Annotated in this window: 20 protein-coding genes and 1 tRNA gene; 15 read left to right on the top strand and 6 right to left on the bottom strand. The window is 65.5% G+C overall.

What is annotated here, in order from left to right:
* Positions 1-29: 29 nt before the first annotated feature.
* Positions 30-106, bottom strand: a tRNA-Pro gene (locus GV044_RS12915).
* Positions 107-264: 158 nt separating this feature from the next.
* Here GV044_RS12915 and thyA point away from each other — a divergent pair.
* From thyA to nadA, 14 genes are all read left to right on the top strand, one after another.
* On the top strand, positions 265-1,206 hold the full coding sequence (gene thyA, locus GV044_RS12910) for a thymidylate synthase (RefSeq protein WP_159870428.1): 942 nt from the start codon (positions 265-267) through the stop codon (positions 1,204-1,206).
* Between the two features lie 90 nt (positions 1,207-1,296).
* Complete coding sequence (locus GV044_RS12905) at positions 1,297-2,616, top strand: 3-methyl-2-oxobutanoate dehydrogenase (2-methylpropanoyl-transferring) subunit alpha (RefSeq protein WP_159870425.1); 1,320 nt, start codon at positions 1,297-1,299, stop codon at positions 2,614-2,616.
* Positions 2,617-2,675: 59 nt separating this feature from the next.
* Positions 2,676-3,680, top strand: a complete 1,005-nt coding sequence (locus GV044_RS12900) for an alpha-ketoacid dehydrogenase subunit beta (RefSeq protein WP_159871497.1) — start codon at positions 2,676-2,678, stop codon at positions 3,678-3,680.
* A 4-nt stretch (positions 3,681-3,684) separates the two neighbouring features.
* A complete protein-coding gene (locus GV044_RS12895) occupies positions 3,685-5,061 on the top strand; it encodes a dihydrolipoamide acetyltransferase family protein (RefSeq protein WP_159870422.1) in 1,377 nt (458 codons plus the stop codon).
* 237 nt (positions 5,062-5,298) lie between these two features.
* A complete protein-coding gene (locus GV044_RS12890; RefSeq protein WP_236554911.1) occupies positions 5,299-5,478 on the top strand; it encodes a hypothetical protein in 180 nt (59 codons plus the stop codon).
* A 110-nt stretch (positions 5,479-5,588) separates the two neighbouring features.
* Complete coding sequence (locus GV044_RS12885) at positions 5,589-6,398, top strand: undecaprenyl-diphosphate phosphatase (protein ID WP_159870416.1); 810 nt, start codon at positions 5,589-5,591, stop codon at positions 6,396-6,398.
* Positions 6,398-7,177, top strand: coding sequence for a polyphosphate kinase 2 (ppk2, locus tag GV044_RS12880; protein WP_159870413.1), 780 nt, complete (start codon positions 6,398-6,400; stop codon positions 7,175-7,177). Before GV044_RS12885 ends, ppk2 begins: the two co-directional genes overlap by 1 nt.
* A 274-nt stretch (positions 7,178-7,451) precedes the next feature.
* Positions 7,452-7,619 (top strand): 50S ribosomal protein L33, encoded by a 168-nt coding sequence (gene rpmG, locus GV044_RS12875; protein WP_058736926.1) that lies wholly within the window; start codon positions 7,452-7,454, stop codon positions 7,617-7,619.
* Positions 7,620-7,677: 58 nt separating this feature from the next.
* Positions 7,678-8,325, top strand: coding sequence for an outer membrane lipoprotein carrier protein LolA (locus GV044_RS12870; RefSeq protein WP_159870410.1), 648 nt, complete (start codon positions 7,678-7,680; stop codon positions 8,323-8,325).
* Between the two features lie 468 nt (positions 8,326-8,793).
* Entirely contained in the window at positions 8,794-9,579 is a 786-nt protein-coding gene (locus tag GV044_RS12865; protein WP_159870407.1) for an exodeoxyribonuclease III, read from the top strand.
* A 23-nt stretch (positions 9,580-9,602) separates the two neighbouring features.
* Complete coding sequence (gene ribA / locus GV044_RS12860) at positions 9,603-10,640, top strand: GTP cyclohydrolase II (protein ID WP_236554910.1); 1,038 nt, start codon at positions 9,603-9,605, stop codon at positions 10,638-10,640.
* A 180-nt stretch (positions 10,641-10,820) separates the two neighbouring features.
* The gene (locus GV044_RS12855; protein WP_159870404.1) at positions 10,821-11,483 is read left to right on the top strand and encodes a DUF4230 domain-containing protein; all 663 of its coding nucleotides are present in this window, start codon (positions 10,821-10,823) and stop codon (positions 11,481-11,483) included.
* Between the two features lie 93 nt (positions 11,484-11,576).
* Positions 11,577-12,344, top strand: a complete 768-nt coding sequence (locus tag GV044_RS12850) for a hypothetical protein (RefSeq protein ID WP_236554909.1) — start codon at positions 11,577-11,579, stop codon at positions 12,342-12,344.
* A gap of 66 nt (positions 12,345-12,410) precedes the next feature.
* Positions 12,411-13,397 carry a quinolinate synthase NadA gene (nadA, locus tag GV044_RS12845; protein ID WP_159870401.1) on the top strand — a complete coding sequence of 329 codons (987 nt, stop codon included), beginning with the start codon at positions 12,411-12,413 and terminating at the stop codon, positions 13,395-13,397.
* 43 nt (positions 13,398-13,440) lie between these two features.
* Here the strand turns inward: nadA and GV044_RS12840 are convergent, their stop codons facing one another.
* The 3 genes from GV044_RS12840 to GV044_RS12830 all read right to left on the bottom strand — a co-directional run bounded on the left by GV044_RS12840 (position 13,441) and on the right by GV044_RS12830 (position 15,684).
* Positions 13,441-14,331, bottom strand: a complete 891-nt coding sequence (locus tag GV044_RS12840) for a DMT family transporter (protein WP_159870398.1) — start codon at positions 14,329-14,331, stop codon at positions 13,441-13,443.
* Between the two features lie 179 nt (positions 14,332-14,510).
* Positions 14,511-15,512, bottom strand: coding sequence for a TerC family protein (locus GV044_RS12835; protein ID WP_159870395.1), 1,002 nt, complete (start codon positions 15,510-15,512; stop codon positions 14,511-14,513).
* 7 nt (positions 15,513-15,519) lie between these two features.
* Positions 15,520-15,684, bottom strand: a complete 165-nt coding sequence (locus GV044_RS12830) for a DUF465 domain-containing protein (RefSeq protein WP_159870376.1) — start codon at positions 15,682-15,684, stop codon at positions 15,520-15,522.
* A 328-nt stretch (positions 15,685-16,012) separates the two neighbouring features.
* Between GV044_RS12830 and GV044_RS12825 the strand changes: the two genes are divergently transcribed.
* A complete protein-coding gene (locus GV044_RS12825) occupies positions 16,013-16,957 on the top strand; it encodes a right-handed parallel beta-helix repeat-containing protein (protein WP_159870373.1) in 945 nt (314 codons plus the stop codon).
* Here the strand turns inward: GV044_RS12825 and GV044_RS12820 are convergent.
* Together GV044_RS12820 and GV044_RS12815 are read right to left on the bottom strand one after the other, a co-directional pair.
* Entirely contained in the window at positions 16,954-17,841 is an 888-nt protein-coding gene (locus GV044_RS12820) for a DMT family transporter (protein ID WP_159870370.1), read from the bottom strand. The two genes, GV044_RS12825 and GV044_RS12820, sit on opposite strands and share 4 nt — an antisense overlap.
* 273 nt (positions 17,842-18,114) lie before the next feature.
* Positions 18,115-18,957 carry an oxygenase MpaB family protein gene (locus tag GV044_RS12815; RefSeq protein WP_159870367.1) on the bottom strand — a complete coding sequence of 281 codons (843 nt, stop codon included), beginning with the start codon at positions 18,955-18,957 and terminating at the stop codon, positions 18,115-18,117.
* Positions 18,958-18,967 lie beyond the last annotated feature (10 nt).

Raw genomic sequence — 18,967 nt, 5'->3', positions numbered from 1 at the left:
CGATAGACCGCGATAGCTATGACGTGAAATGGTCGGGGAGAGAGGATTCGAACCTCCGGCCCCTGCCTCCCGAAGACAGTGCTCTACCAGGCTGAGCTACTCCCCGACCGATCGTGCCGACTTGCATCGGCCCGAGGCAGGAGCGCGCCTATAGAGAGCGAATCCGGGCAGGGCAAGCGGCTTGGGTGGTATTATCTGCAGACCCGAACACTGGAGCGATCTGGCCGGGTTGGCAGTGCGATCATGCGAGCCTAACCATGGTGCATGACCTCGCCTGCCGACCGCTCGCGCCACTGGGAGTGGCAGTACCTCGACCTCATGCGTCGCATCTGGGAGGAGGGCGACGAGCGGGTCGACCGCACCGGCGTCGGCACACGCTCCCTGTTCGGCGAGACGATCCGCTTCGATCTGGCCGATGACGCGATGCCGCTGCTCACCACCAAGCGGGTCTATTGGAAAACCGCCAGCCGCGAGTTGCTGTGGTTCCTGACCGGCGCTACCAACATCCGCTCGCTCTGTGCGCAAGGGGTGGAGATCTGGACCGACTGGCCGCTCGATCGCTACCGGCGCGAGACCGGCGACGCAATCGGCCGCGCTGCCTTCTCGCGCCGGATCGTCGAGGATGCGGATTTCGCGGCGCAATGGGGCGACCTCGGGCCGGTCTATGGCAAGCAATGGGTCGACTGGCCGACGTACGAGCCGGCAGGCGAGGGGCTGTTCAGCCGCGGCCCCGGCATCAACCAGGTCGCGCAAGTGGTCGAGAGCCTGCAGCGCAATCCGGGCAGTCGCCGGCACATCATCGAGGGGTGGAACGTCGCGGAGCTCGACGCCATGGCGCTGCCGCCCTGCCACAAGACCTACCAGTTCCATGTCGCCAATGGGCGCCTCTCCGGCATGCTGTTTCAGCGCAGTTGCGACTTGGGCCTGGGCTTTGCGTTCAACATGTGGTCGCTGGCGCTGCTCACCCGCATGCTGGCGCAGCAATGCAACCTTGAGCCCGGCGAAGTCGTTTGGACAGGAGCCGATGTGCACTTGTACCTCAACCATGCCGCGCTCGTCGAAGAGCAGCTTGCCCGCACGCCCGAGGGCACCGCGACTCTGCGGTTCGCGCGCCAGCCCGCCTCGATATTCGGCTACCGGATCGAGGATCTGGAAGTGAGCGGCTACACGCCGCAGGCGCATATCGCGGCACCTGTCGCGGTCTGATTGACATTGCGCGGCTGTGAAATAAAATGACGCCCAATTGGAATAAAGCTTCACCGCCGATTGTGAGGCTCCGGGATTAGGGAGACGACGATGGCCGATAGCGGCTCTGCGCCTGGGCGACCCCGCGGCAATCTGCCGCCGCTGGAGCTGCACGTTCCCGAGCCTCGCTTTCGTCCCGGCGATCAGGTCGACTACTCGCACATTTCCGTGCCGCCGGCCGGCGCTCAACCGCGCCCCGACGAGACCTGCCCGGCCTCGCAGACCAAGCCGCTCTGCGAGGACCTCATCCGGGTGCTCGACGACGAGTACCGCGCAGCCGGGCCCTGGGATCCCAAGCTCGATGCAGAGACGCTGCGCCGCATGTTGCGCGCCATGGCACTGACCCGTGCGTTCGACGATCGGCTCTATCGCAGCCAGCGCCAGGGCAAGACCAGCTTCTACATGAAGTCCACCGGCGAGGAGGCGATCTCCATCGCCACGGCTTTTGCGCTCGACCGTGAGGACATGGTGTTTCCCAGCTATCGCCAGCAGGGCATCCTGATCGCGCGCGACTATCCGCTGGTGGAGATGGTCAACCAGATCTACTCGAACCGCGCGGACAAGCTGAAGGGCCGCCAGCTGCCGGTGATGTACTCGGCGCGCGACTACGGCTTCTTCACCATCTCGGGCAATCTGGCCACGCAATACCCGCAGGCGGTCGGTTGGGCGATGGCGAGTGCGATCAAGGGCGATACCCGCATCGCCACCGCCTTTGTCGGCGAGGGATCGAGCGCCGAAGGGGACTTCCACGCGGCGATGACCTTTGCCGCGGTCTACAATGCGCCGGTGGTGCTCAACATCGTCAATAATCAGTGGGCAATTTCCAGCTTCTCCGGGTTTGCCGGGGCCGAGCGCGCGACGTTCGCGGCGCGCGCCGAGGGCTATGGCATCGCTGGGCTGCGAGTGGACGGTAACGATATCCTGGCGGTCTACGCAGCGATGCAGTGGGCGGCCGATCGGGCGCGCGCCAATGGCGGGCCGACGCTCATCGAGCATTTCACCTACCGCGCCGAAGGGCACTCTACCTCCGACGATCCCAGCGCTTACCGCTCGGTGCAGGAGCGTGAAGAGTGGCCGCTAGGCGATCCGATCACTCGCCTGATGCGTCACCTGATCGGCATGGGCGAATGGTCCGAGGAGCAGCACGCGGCCATGGACCGCGAGGTCGCCGAAGAGGTCAAGGCCGCGACGAAGCAAGCCGAGAAGAACGGTATCCTCGGCCACGGCATGCATCACCCCTTCCACACCATGTTCGAGGACGTGTTCGAGGAACTGCCCTGGCATCTGGAGGAGCAGGCCGACCAGGCCATCCGCGAACGCCGGACCAAGTTTCCCGATTGGACGCCCGAAATGCCGGAGCCACGCTCATGAACGAGGAGGAACCCGTCGGCCTGCAGGACACCCCCCAGGCGGCTTCGGGCGCGCGCGCGCTGAACATGATCGAGGCGATCAACGAAGCGCTCGACATCACCATGGCGCGCGATCCCGACGTCGTGATTTTGGGCGAGGACGTGGGCTATTTCGGTGGCGTGTTCCGCGCCACCGCTGGCTTGCAGAAGAAGTACGGCAAGTCGCGCGTGTTCGATTCGCCGATCAACGAATGCGGCATCGTCGGCGCGGCGGTCGGCATGGCTGCCTATGGCTTGCGCCCGGTGCCCGAGATTCAGTTCGCCGACTACATCTACCCTGGACTTGACCAGCTGATCTCCGAGGCGGCGCGCATGCGCTATCGCTCGGCGGGCGAGTTCACGGCATCGCTAACCGTCCGATCGCCCTTCGGTGGTGGCATCTTCGGCGGGCAGACGCATAGCCAGAGCCCGGAGGCGCTGTTCACGCACGTCGCGGGCCTCAAGACGGTGATCCCGTCCACCCCGCACGATGCCAAGGGGCTGCTGATCGCTGCGATCGAGGATAACGATCCGGTGATCTTCTTCGAGCCCAAGCGCATCTACAACGGCCCGTTCGACGGCTATTACGACAACCCCTCCAAGACCTGGAAGAACCATCCCGGCGGAAAGGTGCGCGAGGGGTACTATTCCATTCCGCTCGGCAAGGCGCGGGTGGTACGCGAAGGCTCGGCGCTGACGGTCCTCAGCTACGGCACGATGATCCACGTGGCCGAGGCAGTCCTGGCCGAGAAGGGCGTGGATGCCGAGATCATTGACCTGCGCACGCTGGTCCCGCTCGACATCGAAACTGTGCAAGCCTCTGTGGAAAAGACCGGCAGATGCCTGGTGATACACGAGGCGACCCGCACTTCCGGCTTTGGTGCCGAACTCTCGGCGTTGGTCCAGGAACGCTGCTTCTATAACCTCGAAGCGCCCGTCGAGCGCGTCACCGGGTTTGACACACCTTATCCGCATAGCCTCGAGTGGGCGTATTTTCCCGGTCCCGTTCGCATCGGCGAAGCGGTCGATCGGCTGTTGAAGGACTGATCTGATGGGCAAGTACACGTTCCGTCTGCCCGACATCGGTGAGGGCATTGCCGAGGCCGAGATCGTCGCCTGGCACGTAAAGATCGGCGACATGGTCGAGGAAGACGACCGCATCGCCGACATGATGACCGACAAGGCCACCGTCGAGATGGAAAGCCCGGTTTCGGGCAAGGTGATCGACGTCGCCGGTGCTGCAGGCGACGTGATCGCGATCGGCTCTCCGCTGGTGGTGATCGAAACCGAGGGCGAGGGGGAGGAGGCGGCGCCTGCTTCGGCTCCGGCGCCGAAGGCTAAGGTGGTCACAGAGCGGATCGAGGCCGAGAACTCTGACGCGAGTGATGCCGATCGTGCCATCGCTGCAGATCCGGCGCCCTCGCAGCCCAGCTCACCACCTCCGTTCGTGTCGAGCGAAGTGGAGACACCACGCGCAGCGCCTGAGCCCCGTGTCTCGACAAGCTCGACCCGAACGGAAGCAAGTGCACCTGCACAAGCATCAGCCAAAGTCCTCGCTAGCCCGGCCGTGCGCAAGCGCGCGCAGGATCTCGGCATCGACCTTGGCGAAGTGCGCCCGGCCGAGGACGGCCGCGTGCGCCATGCCGATCTCGATCAGTTCCTCGCCTACAACGCGGCGGGCGGGTTCCAGCCGGCCGGGCGCAAGGGTCTGGACGAGCAAGTGCGCGTTATCGGCCTGAGGCGCCGGATCGCCGAGAACATGGCCGCGTCCAAGCGCAACATCCCGCATTTCTCCTACGTCGAGGAGTACGATGTCACAGCCTTGGAAGAGGCGCGCACGCAGCTGAACGCCGCGCGCGGCGCCAATAATGACGGGCGTCCGAAGCTGACGATGCTACCTTTCCTGATCACCGCGATCTGCCGGCTGATCCCCGAGTTCCCGATGCTCAACGCGCACTACGACGACGAGGCGGGTGTCGTGAGCCGCTACGGCGCGGTGCACCTCGGCATGGCGGCGCAGACCCCAGGAGGGCTGATGGTGCCTGTGATCCGCGACGCGCAGGATCGCAACTTGTGGCAGCTTGCTCACGAGATCGGTCGACTCGCGCAAGCTGCGCGCGACGGCAGCGCGAAGTCCTCGGAGCTGTCAGGATCCACCATCACGCTGACCTCGCTGGGGCTACTGGGCGGAGTTGCGACCACGCCGGTGATCAATCGTCCGGAGGTAGCGATCATCGGGCCAAATCGGATCGTCGAGCGACCGATGTTCGTCACCGGCGCCGACGGCCAGGAGCGAGTCGAGAAGCGCAAGCTGATGAACATCTCGATGAGCTGCGATCACCGGGTGGTCGACGGCTGGGATGCGGCAAGTTTCGCCCAGGCGCTCAAGCGGTTGCTGGAAGCTCCGGCGGTGCTGCTGGCGGGGTAGGCTGCCGGCTGAGAGTCCTGGCTGCACGACATAGTCGCGCAGATCTCGCCATCGCCGGAGGGTTCGCCCGCATCATCTCGGTGATTGCTTGCGTCCGCTTGGCCTGTGCCATACGCTAGTCTTGTTCAGCTCAGCGCAAGGATTCGACCGCTCGCCTCACTTGCCTTTGCATGTTCTCTAAAAACGTGGAACAAACTCTACCTGAAGAGTTGAACAAGCCTGTAACGGGAGACGAACATGCGATTGCAGATGACTCGTGAGTTTCTCTTGAGGCGCATCGATCGTTGCTACCTGATCGCGGCTGGCCATCGCCGGCCGGAGAAGCGGACGCTCCATCTTGAGCTGGCGCGCCATTATCGCAAGATCCTCAATGCCTTGATCGAGTATCCTGTCATGGCGCGGGCGCTGCCTGCCTGATTGCAGCGGGCCTCGCGCCGACTACAACGCCGCGGTTTCGCCAGCTTTATTGTGCGCCGCCGCATGAGTGCAATTGACATGTCTTGGCGGCGCGTCATGTCTCTGCGGCGATGACACTGACGCTCACCGCCATCCTCCTCGGCATCGTCGAGGGCCTCACCGAATTCCTGCCGGTCTCCTCGACCGGGCACCTGATCCTGGCCTCGGCGCTGTTCGGGTACGATGCGGACACCTGGAAAGTGTTCAACATCGTCATCCAGTTGGGCGCGATCCTCGCGGTGGTCGTGCAGTTCTGGCGCACCTTCTGGGCCGTCGGCTCGGGGCTGCTGGTGCTCAACCCCACGAGCGTGAAGTTCGTGCGCAACGTGCTGCTGGCGTTCCTGCCGTCGGCAATGCTGGGCCTGCTGCTGAAGGATTACATCGACATGCTGCTCGGAGCGCCCATCGTGGTGGGATACGCGCTGATCGTCGGCGGCATCGCGATTCTGGCGGTGGAGAAAGTCGCCAAGCCCGGTCCGCTGACGGGTGTTGCCGAGCTGCCCGTCTCCAAGTGCTTGGGTGTCGGCATCGCGCAGTGCCTGGCCATGGTTCCGGGCGTCAGCCGATCGGGCGCAACGATTATGGGCGCGCTCGCCATGGGCGTCGAGCGGCGCACGGCGGCGGAGTTCAGCTTCTTCCTCGCCGTCCCGACGATGGTCGGCGCGACCACGCTGGAATTGCTCGACAATCGTCATGCCCTCGCCGCAGGCACCGGGCCGGTGGGCTGGAGCGAGATCGGCATCGGCTTCTTCGTGTCGTTCGTGGTCGCGCTCGTCGTGATCAAGGCGTTCATGGCCTTCGTCAGCAAGTCGGGCTTCGGGCCGTTCGCCTGGTACCGCATCGTCGCGGGCGCGCTCGCCGTGTTTCTGCTGTCGCGCTGATGGGCGGATTGAAGCGCAAGGCATACGAGGCCGCCCTCGAGCCGCTAGAGCTTGAGCTTGTCGGCATGGCGCGCTGGGCCGCGGTCACCGGCGCACGGATCGTGGTGCTGTTCGAAGGGCGCGACACGGCGGGGAAGGGTGGCGCGATCGGCGCCATCAGTCATGTGCTCAATCCGCGCCAATGCCGCATTGTCGCGCTCTCCGCGCCCAGCGAGCGTGAGCAGGGGCAGTGGTACTTCCAGCGCTACGTGCCGCACTTGCCCGCGCGCGGCGAGATCGTTCTGTTCGACCGCAGCTGGTACAATCGCGCCGGTGTGGAGCGCGTGATGGGGTACGCCGCGCCCGAGCAGGTCGGCGCATTCCTGGAGCACGCGCCCGCCTTCGAGAAGATGCTGGTCGATGACGGCATCCTGCTCTTCAAGTACTGGCTGACGTGCGATCAGGAGGAACAGGAGCAGCGCCTGGCCGAGCGGCTCGAAGATCCGCTCAAGCGCTGGAAGCTCTCACCGGTCGATCTTGCCGCACGCGACAAGTACACCGCCTATACCGAGGCCCGCGAGGCGATGCTGGCCGCAACGCACACGCCGCATGCGCCGTGGACCCTCGTCGACTTCAACGACCAGCGGCGCGGGCGGCTGACCCTGATCCGCAACCTGCTCGACCGTTTGCCGGACACGCAGTGCGAGGCGCCGGCGCTGGACTTCAAGCCGCTCGGCCATGAGCCGGCGCGTGAGGAGTTCGGGGTGTTGAAGCCGATCGCTTCGCATCAAGAAGCATAGGCCGCGAGGGCGGCTGTCGGGCTTCGACAAGCTCAGCTCCAACGCTTCTTGGGCGAACCTCGGGCATGCAGGAATATAGTCCAACACCGCCTGGGCTGAGCTTGTCGAAGCCCGACAGCGAACCTCCTGCAACAACCCCACCCCTTGACTCACCCACGCTCATCCGCCATGGGCCGCAGCCTTGCGGGGCGGTGCGTTGTTGCCGCCCTCATTTATTTCGAAACAGCGTACAGCGGCCGCCACGGCGCGGCTCTAAAGGAACAGGACAAGCGCCATGGCGAAGCCCGCAACCGTCAAGATCCGTCTGGTCTCGACCGCCGACACCGGCTTCTTCTACGTCACGAAGAAGAATCCGCGGAACACGACCGAGAAAATGAGCTTCAAGAAGTACGATCCCGTCGTGCGCAAGCACGTCGAGTTCAAGGAAGCCAAGATCAAGTAAGGGCTCAGCTTCCGGCGATTCAGGGCCGGTTCAAGGCTGAGACCCGCATAGGGAGCCTATGAACCAGTCTTTGAAAACCCTTCGTACATACGCGAGCGCGGCCGCTTTGGCCGCGCTTTGCGTTCCTGCCCTGACCGTCCCTGTGCCGGCCGCCGCGCAAGCTGCGAACCCGCTTGGCCAAGTCGTCGAAGCCTTGCGCGCAATCTCCACGCTGCGCGCCAACTTCATCCAGACCGATCGCTCCGGGCAGAGCGTCAGTGGCGTGCTGACGATCAAGCGTCCGGGGCGTATCCGCTTCCAGTACCAGCAGGGCGTGCCGCTGCTCATCGTCGGCGATGGCAAGGCGCTGACTTTGGTCGACTACGAAGTGAAGCAGGTCCAGCGCTGGCCGATCGGCAACAGCCCGCTGGGCGCACTGCTCGATCCCAGCCGCGACGTCGGCAAGTTCGGCACTCTCAAGCCGACCGGCAATCCCAATGTGATCAGCGTCGAGGTGCGGGACCGGAAGCACCCCGAGTACGGCATCATCACGCTGATCTTCACGCGCAAGGCCTCCGCCCCGGGCGGACTGGAACTGAGCTACTGGGTTTCGCTCGATTCCCAGAACAAGCGCACGACCGTTCAGCTCAGCAATCAGCAGTATGGCGTCGCCGTTCCTGACTCGGCATTCCGCTGGCGGGATCCGCGTCCGAACACTCGTCGTTAAGGAACAACGGTTCGTCGGCAGCAGCGCCTTAGGTGCGACAAACTGCGACAAAACAGCCGAAGTCGTTCACTTGGCAGCAAGGCGATACCTCCTACATAGGGGGTGTCAGCAAGGCTCGAGGCGGGTTTCCCCCCTGTTGCCTGTCCTCCCAATAGCTGGCTGACAAGCGTGACGAACGCTCAAAGGAACCCTCGAGCCTCTGCCCCCGGCTCGAGGGTTTTCTTTTGTCTTCTGCTCTTTGCTCCACCCCCTTCGTCATTCCCGCGAAAGCGGGAATCCATCTTCAGAGCTTGCGGTTAATCTGATGGCGCGCCGGGACGCTGCATCGCCGCATGCGCCCGGACAGTCGCGGCTCCCGACCACCGGAGATGGATTCACGCTTTCGCGGGAATGACGAGGAAGGGGAGAGGGGACATCGTGACTTCCGACACTCTGGCAATTCTAGACCCACATCCCTAAAGCGCCCGCATGGTCAGCATCGCCACCTGGAACATCAATTCGGTCCGCCTGCGCATCGATCAGGTCGAACGCTTCCTCACCGAACAGGCCCCCGACGTGTTGTGCCTGCAGGAGATCAAGGTTGCCGAGCACCTGTTTCCGCACGAGATGTTCGAGCGGCTTGGCTACACCCATCGCGCGATCCACGGGCAGAAGGGCTACCACGGCGTGGCGACCATCAGCCGCCTGCCATTCCGCGACTTCTCCAAGCACGATTGGCAGGACAACGGCGAAGCCCGCCACATCGGCGTCGAGCTGCTGGAATCGGGCCTGATCGTCGAGAACGTCTACATTCCCGCAGGCGGCGACGTGCCCGACCGTGAGGTCAACGCCAAGTTCGGGCAGAAGCTGGATTTTCTCGGTCGCATGACGCGCTGGGCCGATGCGATCGACCGGCCGACGCTAATCGTAGGGGACTTCAATGTCGCCCCACTCGACTGCGACGTCTACGACCACAAGGCACTGCTGAAAGTCGTCAGCCACACCCCGATCGAGGTCGAGACGCTAGGCACCTTCCGCGATGCGCACGGCTGGGTTGATCTGGGACGGCAGTTCATCCCTGCGCCTGAGCGCAACTACTCCTGGTGGTCGTACCGCAGCTACTGGCGCGAAAAGGACCAGGGGCGGCGGCTCGATCATATGTGGGCGAGCCCCGAGCTGGCGCCGCAAGCCCGCACGCACTGCTTCGTCGAGGAGACGCGCCGCTGGGAGCAGCCGAGCGACCACGTGCCCTTGATCACCGAGTTCGATCTCTGAGCCAGAGCTCGCCATCCCGCCGCGTGGCGCTGGCGATCGATGCGCTGCGCCACGGCTGGGCGATCCGGGTGGATGAGGCTTTCACCCTGCTGCCCGCCGAAACGGGCTTTGCGCCCGGTGCGCACGCCGGGCGCATGCTGATCTCGGCCGCGCGTGCAGTCACCTTGAAGCTCGCCAACCAGCGTGAGGCGGCGGTGCCCGAAGCACCGGTGCTGATCCGCGCCGCCGAGCCCTTCGACCTTGCCGCCGCGCGCGCTATCGCCGATCCCGCGCTCGATCTCGTGTTCCCGATGAAGGGGCCGTTTGCGGCCGACCACATCGTGGACCTCGATGCCGCGCGGGCGGCGATGGAGCTGGCACGGCTAGCGGGCATCCTTCCAGCCTTCCTAGTCGATTCCGCGGCGGCCGAGGAGGAGGCTCAGTCCGTTGCTGCGACCGACCTCGCCGCCTGGAAGGACACCGGGCGCCTGGCGATCGCCTCGCGCGCGCACCTGCCGATCGCCGCAACCGAGCAGGCGGAGATCGTCGCCTTCCGCTCGCGGGACGACATGCGCGAGCATGTGGCGCTGGTGATCGGCGAGCAGGACGGGGATCGCGCGCCGCTGGTGCGGCTTCATTCGGAATGCCTCACGGGCGACATCCTGGGCTCGCTCAAGTGCGACTGCGGCCCGCAACTCGATGCCGCGCTGCGGGCCATGGCGGACGAGGCGGCGCAAGGGGGTTGGGGCGTGTTGCTCTATCTGCGGCAGGAGGGCCGCGGCATTGGCCTCGTCAACAAGCTGCGTGCGTATCGGTTGCAGGACCAAGGGTTCGACACTGTCGATGCCAACAACCGCCTCGGTCTGCCGACGGAGGCGCGCGACTTCCCGGTGGCGGCGAGGATGCTGGAACTGCTGGGTGTCCATGCCATCCGGTTGATGACCAACAACCCAGCCAAGGTCGCGGCTCTGGAGGAGGTCGGCGTGACCGTGGTTGAGCGCGTGCCGCACCAGTTGCCGTCCAACCCGCACAATGCGCGGTATTTGGACACCAAGCGGGATCGTACCGGGCATTTGTTGTAGGTAGGGGCGAGAGGGCAGCTAGCGGGCTTCGACAAGCTCAGCCCTAGCGGTGCATGTGTAAGCCGTTAGGAAGTTAGCCGGATCCTCCCATAACACCGCTAGCGCTGAGCTTGTCGAAGCCCGCCAGCCAACCTCGGCCGCAGCACGGAACACGAAGCGCGACCCTGGCGTTTCTCGCGCATGATCAGCCCCGAGACCCCGCCGCCCGCACCCGAATTAAATCGCGCGCTGGCCCGCACCCAGGCCCTGCCGTGGCTGCTCTTCATCCTCATGCTCGCGCTCGCCGCCTGGCTCGGCTACCGCGCCTTCTGGCCCAAGGGCGGGGGCGATCCGATCGGCACAACCATCGTCGCGTTCGAAAAGCAGAACCGCCTGACCGTGTTCACCGCACAACTGGCGCCCGTGGTCGCGGCAGAGGACAGCCGCCTGATGGGCCTCGTCAAGTCGCGCCAGGTGGCCGTCATCCCGGCACGGGTCGACTATGCCCTGGACCTCTCGCGGATGGACCGCAACCGCCTCGCGTGGAACACCAGCACACACACGCTCGACGTGTTGCTGCCGCCGCTCACCGTCGGCACGCCCAACCTGGACGAGGCGCGTGCCCAGTACTTGCGCGAGGGCGTGTGGATCAGCCGCGAGGCGCAGGACTCGCTCAGCCGCAGCAACACCCGTCTCGCCGAGCAGCAGGCGACGCAGCAGGCCAGCAATCCGGTGCTGATGAACCTCGCGCGCTCCGCCGCAAAGGACGCGATCCGACAGAACCTGGCGATACCGCTGCAAGTGGCGGGCTTCGGCGATGTGACGGTGAACGCACACTTTGAAGGTGAAGCACCTCCCAAATAGCAGCGCCATCCAAAACCAGCCCTATCCAGCCTCCGCCGGCTGATGTATTGTTACCCTCCTCGACAATGGCTCAGATCGGGGAGGGCACTGAGTATGGCGACCGTGGCCTTGCAGCGTCCGGCACTTGCCGGCGACACACGCTTTTACGTCATTATCGCATTGATCATGGCGGTGCTGAACATCGCCGCGTTTTCATTCTTTGCAGCGATGGGCATCTCGAGCTTCCGCGCGCCTGTTTACGTCCACATCCACGCTGTCCTGTTCATGGGCTGGGTGCTGCTGTTTTCGCTGCAGGTTTCTCTTGCCGGCACCAACTCACTGGCGCTGCATCGCAAGCTCGGTTGGGTGGCGCTTGGCTGGGCGCTCGCGATGGTGGTGGTCGGCACGTTGACGACGATCTGGACGGTGCAGATGGGCGGCGTGCCGTTCTTCTTCCTGCCTGCGCAGTTCCTGATCATGAACCCGGTCAGCGTCGTCGTGTTCGCCGCCTTGCTGATCGGCGCGGTCGTCAAGCGGCGCGACCGTGAGTGGCACCCGCGGCTGATCGTGTGCGGCATGGCGGCGATCATGGGACCGGCGTTCGGCCGGCTGCTGCCGGCGCCGCTGCTGATGTACGGCATGGTCACCGCGGTGTTCATCGGCATGATCGCGTTCCCCGTCGCGGGCATCGTGCGTGACAAACGGCGCTATGGCCGCGTGCATCCGGCCTGGTGGTTTGGTCTGGTCGTACTGCTGCTGCTGCAGCTCACCACCGAGACCGTCGGGCGCAGCGCCTTTGCAGCCGCCATCTACGATCGCACAGTCGCCGGCACGCCAGGCGCAGAGCAGCCGGCGCTCACGTACCCCAAGCCGCCGTTCTAGCGTGAAAGCCCTTGGGGTCTGCGCCGTCACTCACTACATGAGCGGCCAAAGACCCCAGGGGATACCATGACCGCACAGACCCTCAACCTGACCGGAGTAGACCTGCGCGCCGAGATCGATCGGCTCCGCAAGGAGCGAAATGCGGTGATCCTCGCGCACTATTACCAGAAGCCCGAGCTGCAGGACTTGGCGGATTTCGTGGGCGATTCGCTCGAACTCAGCCGCAAGGCGGCCGAGACCGATGCCGACGTGATCGCGTTTTGCGGCGTCAAGTTCATGGCCGACACCGCCAAGATCCTCAGCCCCGACAAGATCGTCGTCCTGCCCGACATGGACGCGGGCTGCAGCCTTGAGGATTCATGCCCGCCCGAGAAGTTCAAGGCTTTCCGCGAGGCGCATCCCGATCACATCGCGCTGACCTACATCAACTGCTCGACGGAGGTGAAGGCGCTGTCCGACGTGATCGTCACCAGCTCCAGCGCCGAAACCATCCTGGCGCAGATCCCCAAGGATCAGAAGATCATCTTCGGGCCGGACCGGCACCTGGGCGGCTATCTCAACCGCAAGTTCGGCCGTGACATGCTGCTGTGGCCGGGCGTGTGCATCGTCCACGAGGCGTTCAGCGAGACCGAGCTCCTGAAGCTGCACGCGCAGCACCCCGGCGCCCCGATCGCCGCGCATCCGGAATGCCCGCCGCACATCGTCGACCATGCGGACTATGTCGGCTCGACCAGCGGTATCCTGCAGTACGCCAAGACGATGCCGGGCGACACGCTGATCGTGGCCACCGAGCCGCACATCATCCACCAGATGCAGCTGGCTCTGCCGGAAAAGACCTTTATCGGCGCGCCGGGCGCGGACGGCAACTGCAACTGCAACATCTGCCCCTACATGGCGCTCAACACCATGGAGAAGCTCTACGTCGCGCTGCGTGACCGGGAGCCGCGGATCGAGATCGAGGACGGCTTGCGCCTCTCGGCCAAGAAGAGCCTCGACCGCATGCTCGAATTGGCGAGCGGCACCATTGGTCATGGAGATCTGGGCGCGCGCTGACGCGCTCGCTGGCGCGTCGACCCGGGCTTGACCCGGGTCCGGGTTAACCCGGCTTGTCGCCGGCCTTGGCCATCGCTAGCGCGCCGGCGAGCAGGACCATGCCCAGCACGTCGCCGGCGCTCAGCACCTCGCCGAAAGCCAGCCAGCCTGCCAGCGCGGAGACCGCAGGCTGCGTCAGCAGCGCCAGGCCGATCACCAGTGGAGTGAAGTTCCTGAGCGAGTAGATCAGGAAACCTTGACCGATCACCTGGCTGCTCATCGCCAGCACCAGCAGCGGCGTCCAGTGGTGCGGCACGATCGCCTCGCCCATCAGTGCCGCCACGCCGAGCAGAATCGGTGCGCCGGTCAGCGTCGACCAGAACAGCACCGAGAACTGCCCCAGTCGGGCGCGGGCAGGCGCCAGCATCAGGATGTAGAAGGCGTAGAAGAAGCCCGCGAGCAAGCAGAACAAGTCGCCCACGAAGCTGGCGTGGCTGACCTCCAGCGAGCCGCCCATCAGCAGCGCGGCGCCGGCAAGAGCGGCCACGATCGCGGCGATCTCCAGCCCGCGCGGCGCCCGGCGGGCCGCGATCAGGCCCCAGGCCATCAGGATCACGCTTCCCGAGTTGCCGAACAGCGAGGCGTTGGCAAGCTTGGTGGTGGCTATGCCGACATGCCAGCTGGCGAGGTCGAGCGCGAAGAACACGCCGGCACCCGCGACCAGTGCCAGGGTGCCACCAGCGACCCGGCGGCGCTCCGCCGGCTCGCGCAAGGACAGCGCGAAGATCACGGGCAGCGCGATGGTGAGGCGCCAGAACCCGGCGGCGACCGGACCGGTATCGGCCAGGCGCACGAACCATGGGCCAAGTGCCAGCGCCACGTTGGCGGTGATCAGCGCGGCAAGGTGGGCGGGGCTCCAGGTGCGGGCATTCGGTGTCGCGGCAACGGCTTGCATCGCCGGGCCTTAGCGATGCTGGGCATGGCTTGCACGGGTAAAGAGCGGACGGACCCGATCCTCCCGCGGGGAGAGGATACTCGGGCTGGATAGCGCAGCGAACTAGCCGGAGTCGGAGAGGGTTGCGCGCGCACGCTGCCCTCTCCAAGCTGCGCTAGCTCCTGGCGGAGCAAGCTTCGCTATCCTCTCCCCGGCGGGGCGAGGATGGGGGCTTCAGGCTCCCGCCGCGTCTTCCACAAGGACCAGCCGACACCGCCCGCGATCAGCGCCAGGGTCACGCCCAGGCTCAGCAGCGGCGGGAACTTGGCGCCACCCAGCACGAAGTCGGCAACCAGGATTTTCGCGCCGATGAAGACCAGGACCAGCGCCAGTGCATACTTCAGGTAGTGGAAGCGGTGCACCATCGCTGCCAACGCAAAATAGAGCGCACGCAGGCCCAAGATCGCCATGATGTTGGAGGTGTAGACGATGAAGGTATCGGTGGTGATCGAGAAGATCGCCGGCACCGAATCCACCGCGAACACCAAGTCGGCCAGGTTGATCACCACCAGCGCCAGGAACAGCGGCGTCGCCGCCCACGCCAGCTTGCCAGCGGCGTTGGGCTGCTGGACGAAGAAGTGGTGGCCGTGGTGCTCCTTGGTGACATGCAGGTGCTTCGAGATCCAGCGGACGGCCGGGTTGTTGCCGATGTCCGGATCGTGATCCTTGCTCAGCAGCATCTTCAAGCCGGTGAAGACGAGGAAAGCAGCGAAGATCCACATCACCCAGTGCGCGCTCGCCACCAGCGCCGCACCGCCGGCGATCATCAGACCGCGCAGCACGATCACCGCCAGGATGCCCCACAGAAGCGCGCGGTATTGGTACTTGGGCGCGATCGCGAAGAAGCCGAAGATCATCGAGATCACGAAGACGTTGTCGATCGAGAGCGCCTTCTCGATGAAGTAGCCGGTGTAGTATTCGACGCTCGAAGTCGCGCCCTTAGCGAACCAGACCCAGCCGCCGAACGCCATGGCGATCGCGATGTAGAACACTGAAAGCTTGAGCGATTCAGCGATGCCCATCTCGCGGTCGTCCTTGTGCAGGACGCCGAGGTCGAAGGCAGTGAGGATCAGGACAATGGCGGCGAAAGCGAGCCAGAACCAGGCCGGCGTGCCGAGCCAGTCGGCGGTCAGCAGTTCCATGCGCGCCTCACGCCGGTTGCGGGGTGGAGGTCTTCATGGCGCGCGCCAGCCGCTCGCGCACGGTGCGCTTGCGGGCACGCAACCGCGCCGCCTCCAGGGGAGTGCGGGCAATGCGCAGGCGCGTGTCAAGCTTCTGGAGGAGCTCGAGCATCAGGAAAAAGCGGGTGTTCATATCGGATCCCTATCGAACGAGGATGTTGGTTCGATCGAATGAGCCGATGCTCGACCCCGGTGCCTAGGGAGTTTGGGGGAAGGTGCCCCGGGCTCCAGCATCGGTCTCACCCGATGCGGTCCGACATCACGTGACGCTCCGAAGAGCGCCGCGCCAGAGGGGCCCGGTCCGCATGAAACAAGTTAAGCGGTACAAAGCGATGTTCAAGGATTGGGTGCGTCGGGACACGATTTGTCACAAGTGCAGAATAGATCCTCCCCTTGCAGGGGAGGATCTAGGCAGATGTCGCTGGTTAGTTCTTAACCGATCAGCGCTTATGCCCTGACGCATGAAGACGATCCTCGCTCTCGCCGCAACCGCCACCACGCTCACATTCGCAGCCGCGCCGACCTTTGCGCGCGACGAGGCCGCGCCCTACACCGTGGTCGAGAGCGGCCGCGGCTACACGCGGCTGCAGGACGCGATCGATGCCATAGGGGACGGACGCGGCACCATCCGCCTGGCGCCCGCGCGCTATGCCGATTGCGCGGTGCAGACGCAGGGCGATGTCGCCTATGTCGCGGCGGTGCCCGGACAAGCGGTGTTCGATGGCGTGACGTGCGAGGGCAAGGCGGCCCTGGTACTGCGCGGCCGCGCCTCGCGCGTGGACGGCCTCGTCTTCGCCAACATGCGCGTCAGCGACAAGAACGGCGCCGGCATCCGGCTCGAGCACGGCAGCCTCTCGGTCTCGCAGAGCTGGTTTCGCGACAGCGAGCAGGGCATCCTCACCGGTGACGACCCGCAAGGCGTCGTCCAGATCGACAAGTCGACGTTTACCCGGCTCGGCACGTGCGAGGGCTCGGGCTGCGCGCACTCGATCTACATCGGCAATTACGGTGCGCTGTCCGTCACCCGCAGCCGTTTCGAGCAGGGCACGGGCGGCCATTACGCCAAGACCCGCGCCGCCAAGATCGCGATCCTCAACTGCAGCTTTGACGATTCGCACGGTCGACAGAGCAACTACATGATCGACCTCAGCGATGGCGCCACCGGCAAGATCGCGGGCAACTGGTTCGTGCAAGGACGCGACAAAGAGAACTACTCCGCCTTCATCGCGGTCGCGGCCGAGCATCAGAACCACACCTCGGGCGGGCTGCTGATCGACGGCAACGACGCTCGCTTCGCGCCCGGTGTCGAGCGCCGCAGCGCATTCGTGGCCGACTGGTCGGGCGACGCGGTGAAGCTGGGGCAGAACGCCATCGGCCCTGGCCTGACCCGCTACGAGAAGCGTTAAGCAGGCTCGGGCGGAGGTGCTGCCTTGCCGGAGCGGGCAAGGAGCACGCCGCCCAGCGCCAGCGCGAAGCCGAGCAGTTGGATCGTGATCAGGTGCTCGCCGAAGAGCAACCGGGACTCCACGGCCGTGAGCGGCGGCACCAGTAGCAGCAGCACGCTGACGCGCGTGGCGCCCTGGCGGCGGGTCATCCACACCAGGAGCGACAAGGCAGCGGCCGAGAGCATGAGCACCGACCACGCCAGGCCAAGCCACAGCTCAAGCGAATTGTCCCAGCGATAGTCGCCGAAACTCACCGTCGCCGCCAGCGCGACGGCAGCGCCACCCGCGTTCTGCACCGAGCTCGACACGCGAATGCCGTCCTGCGCCAGCGATCCTGATTGGATCATCGTGCCCGCTGCCATCGCCAGGATCGAGGCGACGGCGCCCGCCACCACATAGAGCGGCACGCTGATCGCCAGCCCGCTCTCGAGCAGCGGCGCCAGCACCATAACCCCGCCGGCTAGCGCAATGCCCAGGCCCGCCCACCCGCGCGCCGGCAGCCGCTCGCCCAGGAACAGGAAGGCGCCCACGGCCACCACGAGCGGCTGCAAGGCGCCGAGCAGTGCCATCACTCCGGCCGGCATGCCCTGCTGCACCGCCCACCAACTGGTGCACAAATAGACCCCGTTGAGCATGACGCCCGCAAGCAGGTGGCGCCGCAGCCGCGCGCCGGTGGGCCACTGTTCCCCTGCCGCCAGCGCCGCGCCACCCATCATCGCCGAAGTCAGCGCCATGCGCGCGAGCAGGATCAGTTCGGGAGCGGCATGCGGAACGGCCCAGCGCGCGACGACGAAGCCGCTCGACCAAATGAGCACGAAGAGGGCGGGAGCGAGGCGGGCGAACATCGCCGCGCATGTGGGCGTGCCGCGTCGGAGTGTCGACCCTGACTGGCGCTGGTTGCGGCGTGATATTTTGGTCGTGTGAGTTGTCGTGGGGGGCAGGGTCAAGGGCGCCTAGCTCGGACGCACCGGTGGCTGGCATGCTTCGACAAGCTCAGCATAGGCGGTGTTGGAGGAAGATCGCTGCGACTTTTCGTTTAAACGGAGGGGCACACCCCAACACCGCTTGGCCTGAGCTTGTCGAAGGCCGCCAGCCAACCTCGGTTCCAAAGCAACCCCTTAACGGAAGGCCCAGCGCAAGGTCTGCGCAACGCCGAACGTCCCGGCACGCACCAGCGGGCGCTCGAGCGGCGAGAGCGAGAAGCCGTGCATGCGCCGCGCCCAGTCCGGCAGAAGGTCGATCGCCGCCTGCATCGCCAGCTTGCGAGGAACCTCTCCCATCGCCGGCGCACCTCGCCCCGCAAGGATCAGCTCGGCAATCTCGCGGGTGCGGGCATCGACCTTAAGTTGCGGGCGCATCTGCGCGGTCAGCTGCTGCGCTTGGGCTCGCGAGCGCGGGAGCGGGTCGGCGCCCAGCATCTCGCCCACCTGGGCCATTTGCGCGAAGTAGCGGTCCTGCTCGGACGTGGGCATCAGCGGCTCGCCATAGCGGATCCAGGCGTCGAGGAAGCTGCTGGTTTCGGTCACGTGCACCCAGGCGAGCAGCGCCGGATCGTTCGCGCTGTATGGCGTGCCGTCGGGCAAGGTGCCGGCGACACGGTCATGCACGCGGCGCACGGTGGCGATGGCGGTTTCGGCGGATGTTCGCTCGCCATAAGTGGTCATGGCGATAAAGCGCGCAGTGCGGCGCAGGCGGCCGTGCATGTCCTTGCGGAAGTTCGAGTGATCCCACACGCCCGCGAGCACAGAGGGGTGGAGCATCTGCAGGAGCAGGCTGGCGACACCGCCGACCATCATCGAGCCGACGTCCCCGTGCACGCGCCACACCACCGAACCGGGCGCGAACAGTGCATCAGGGCTGCGCATGACAGGTGTCTGGCCGCGCTCGACATCGTTGAACAGCCCGACGACGCGGCGGCGGATAGAGGATTTCACGCGTTCGGGCAGGGAAGCTGGCGTCATGTCTTCATGA

Origin of the sequence: Novosphingobium sp. 9U (assembly GCF_902506425.1) — a bacterium.
Taxonomy (GTDB): Bacteria; Pseudomonadota; Alphaproteobacteria; order Sphingomonadales; family Sphingomonadaceae; genus Novosphingobium.
This window is presented reverse-complemented; position numbering and strand designations above follow the sequence as displayed.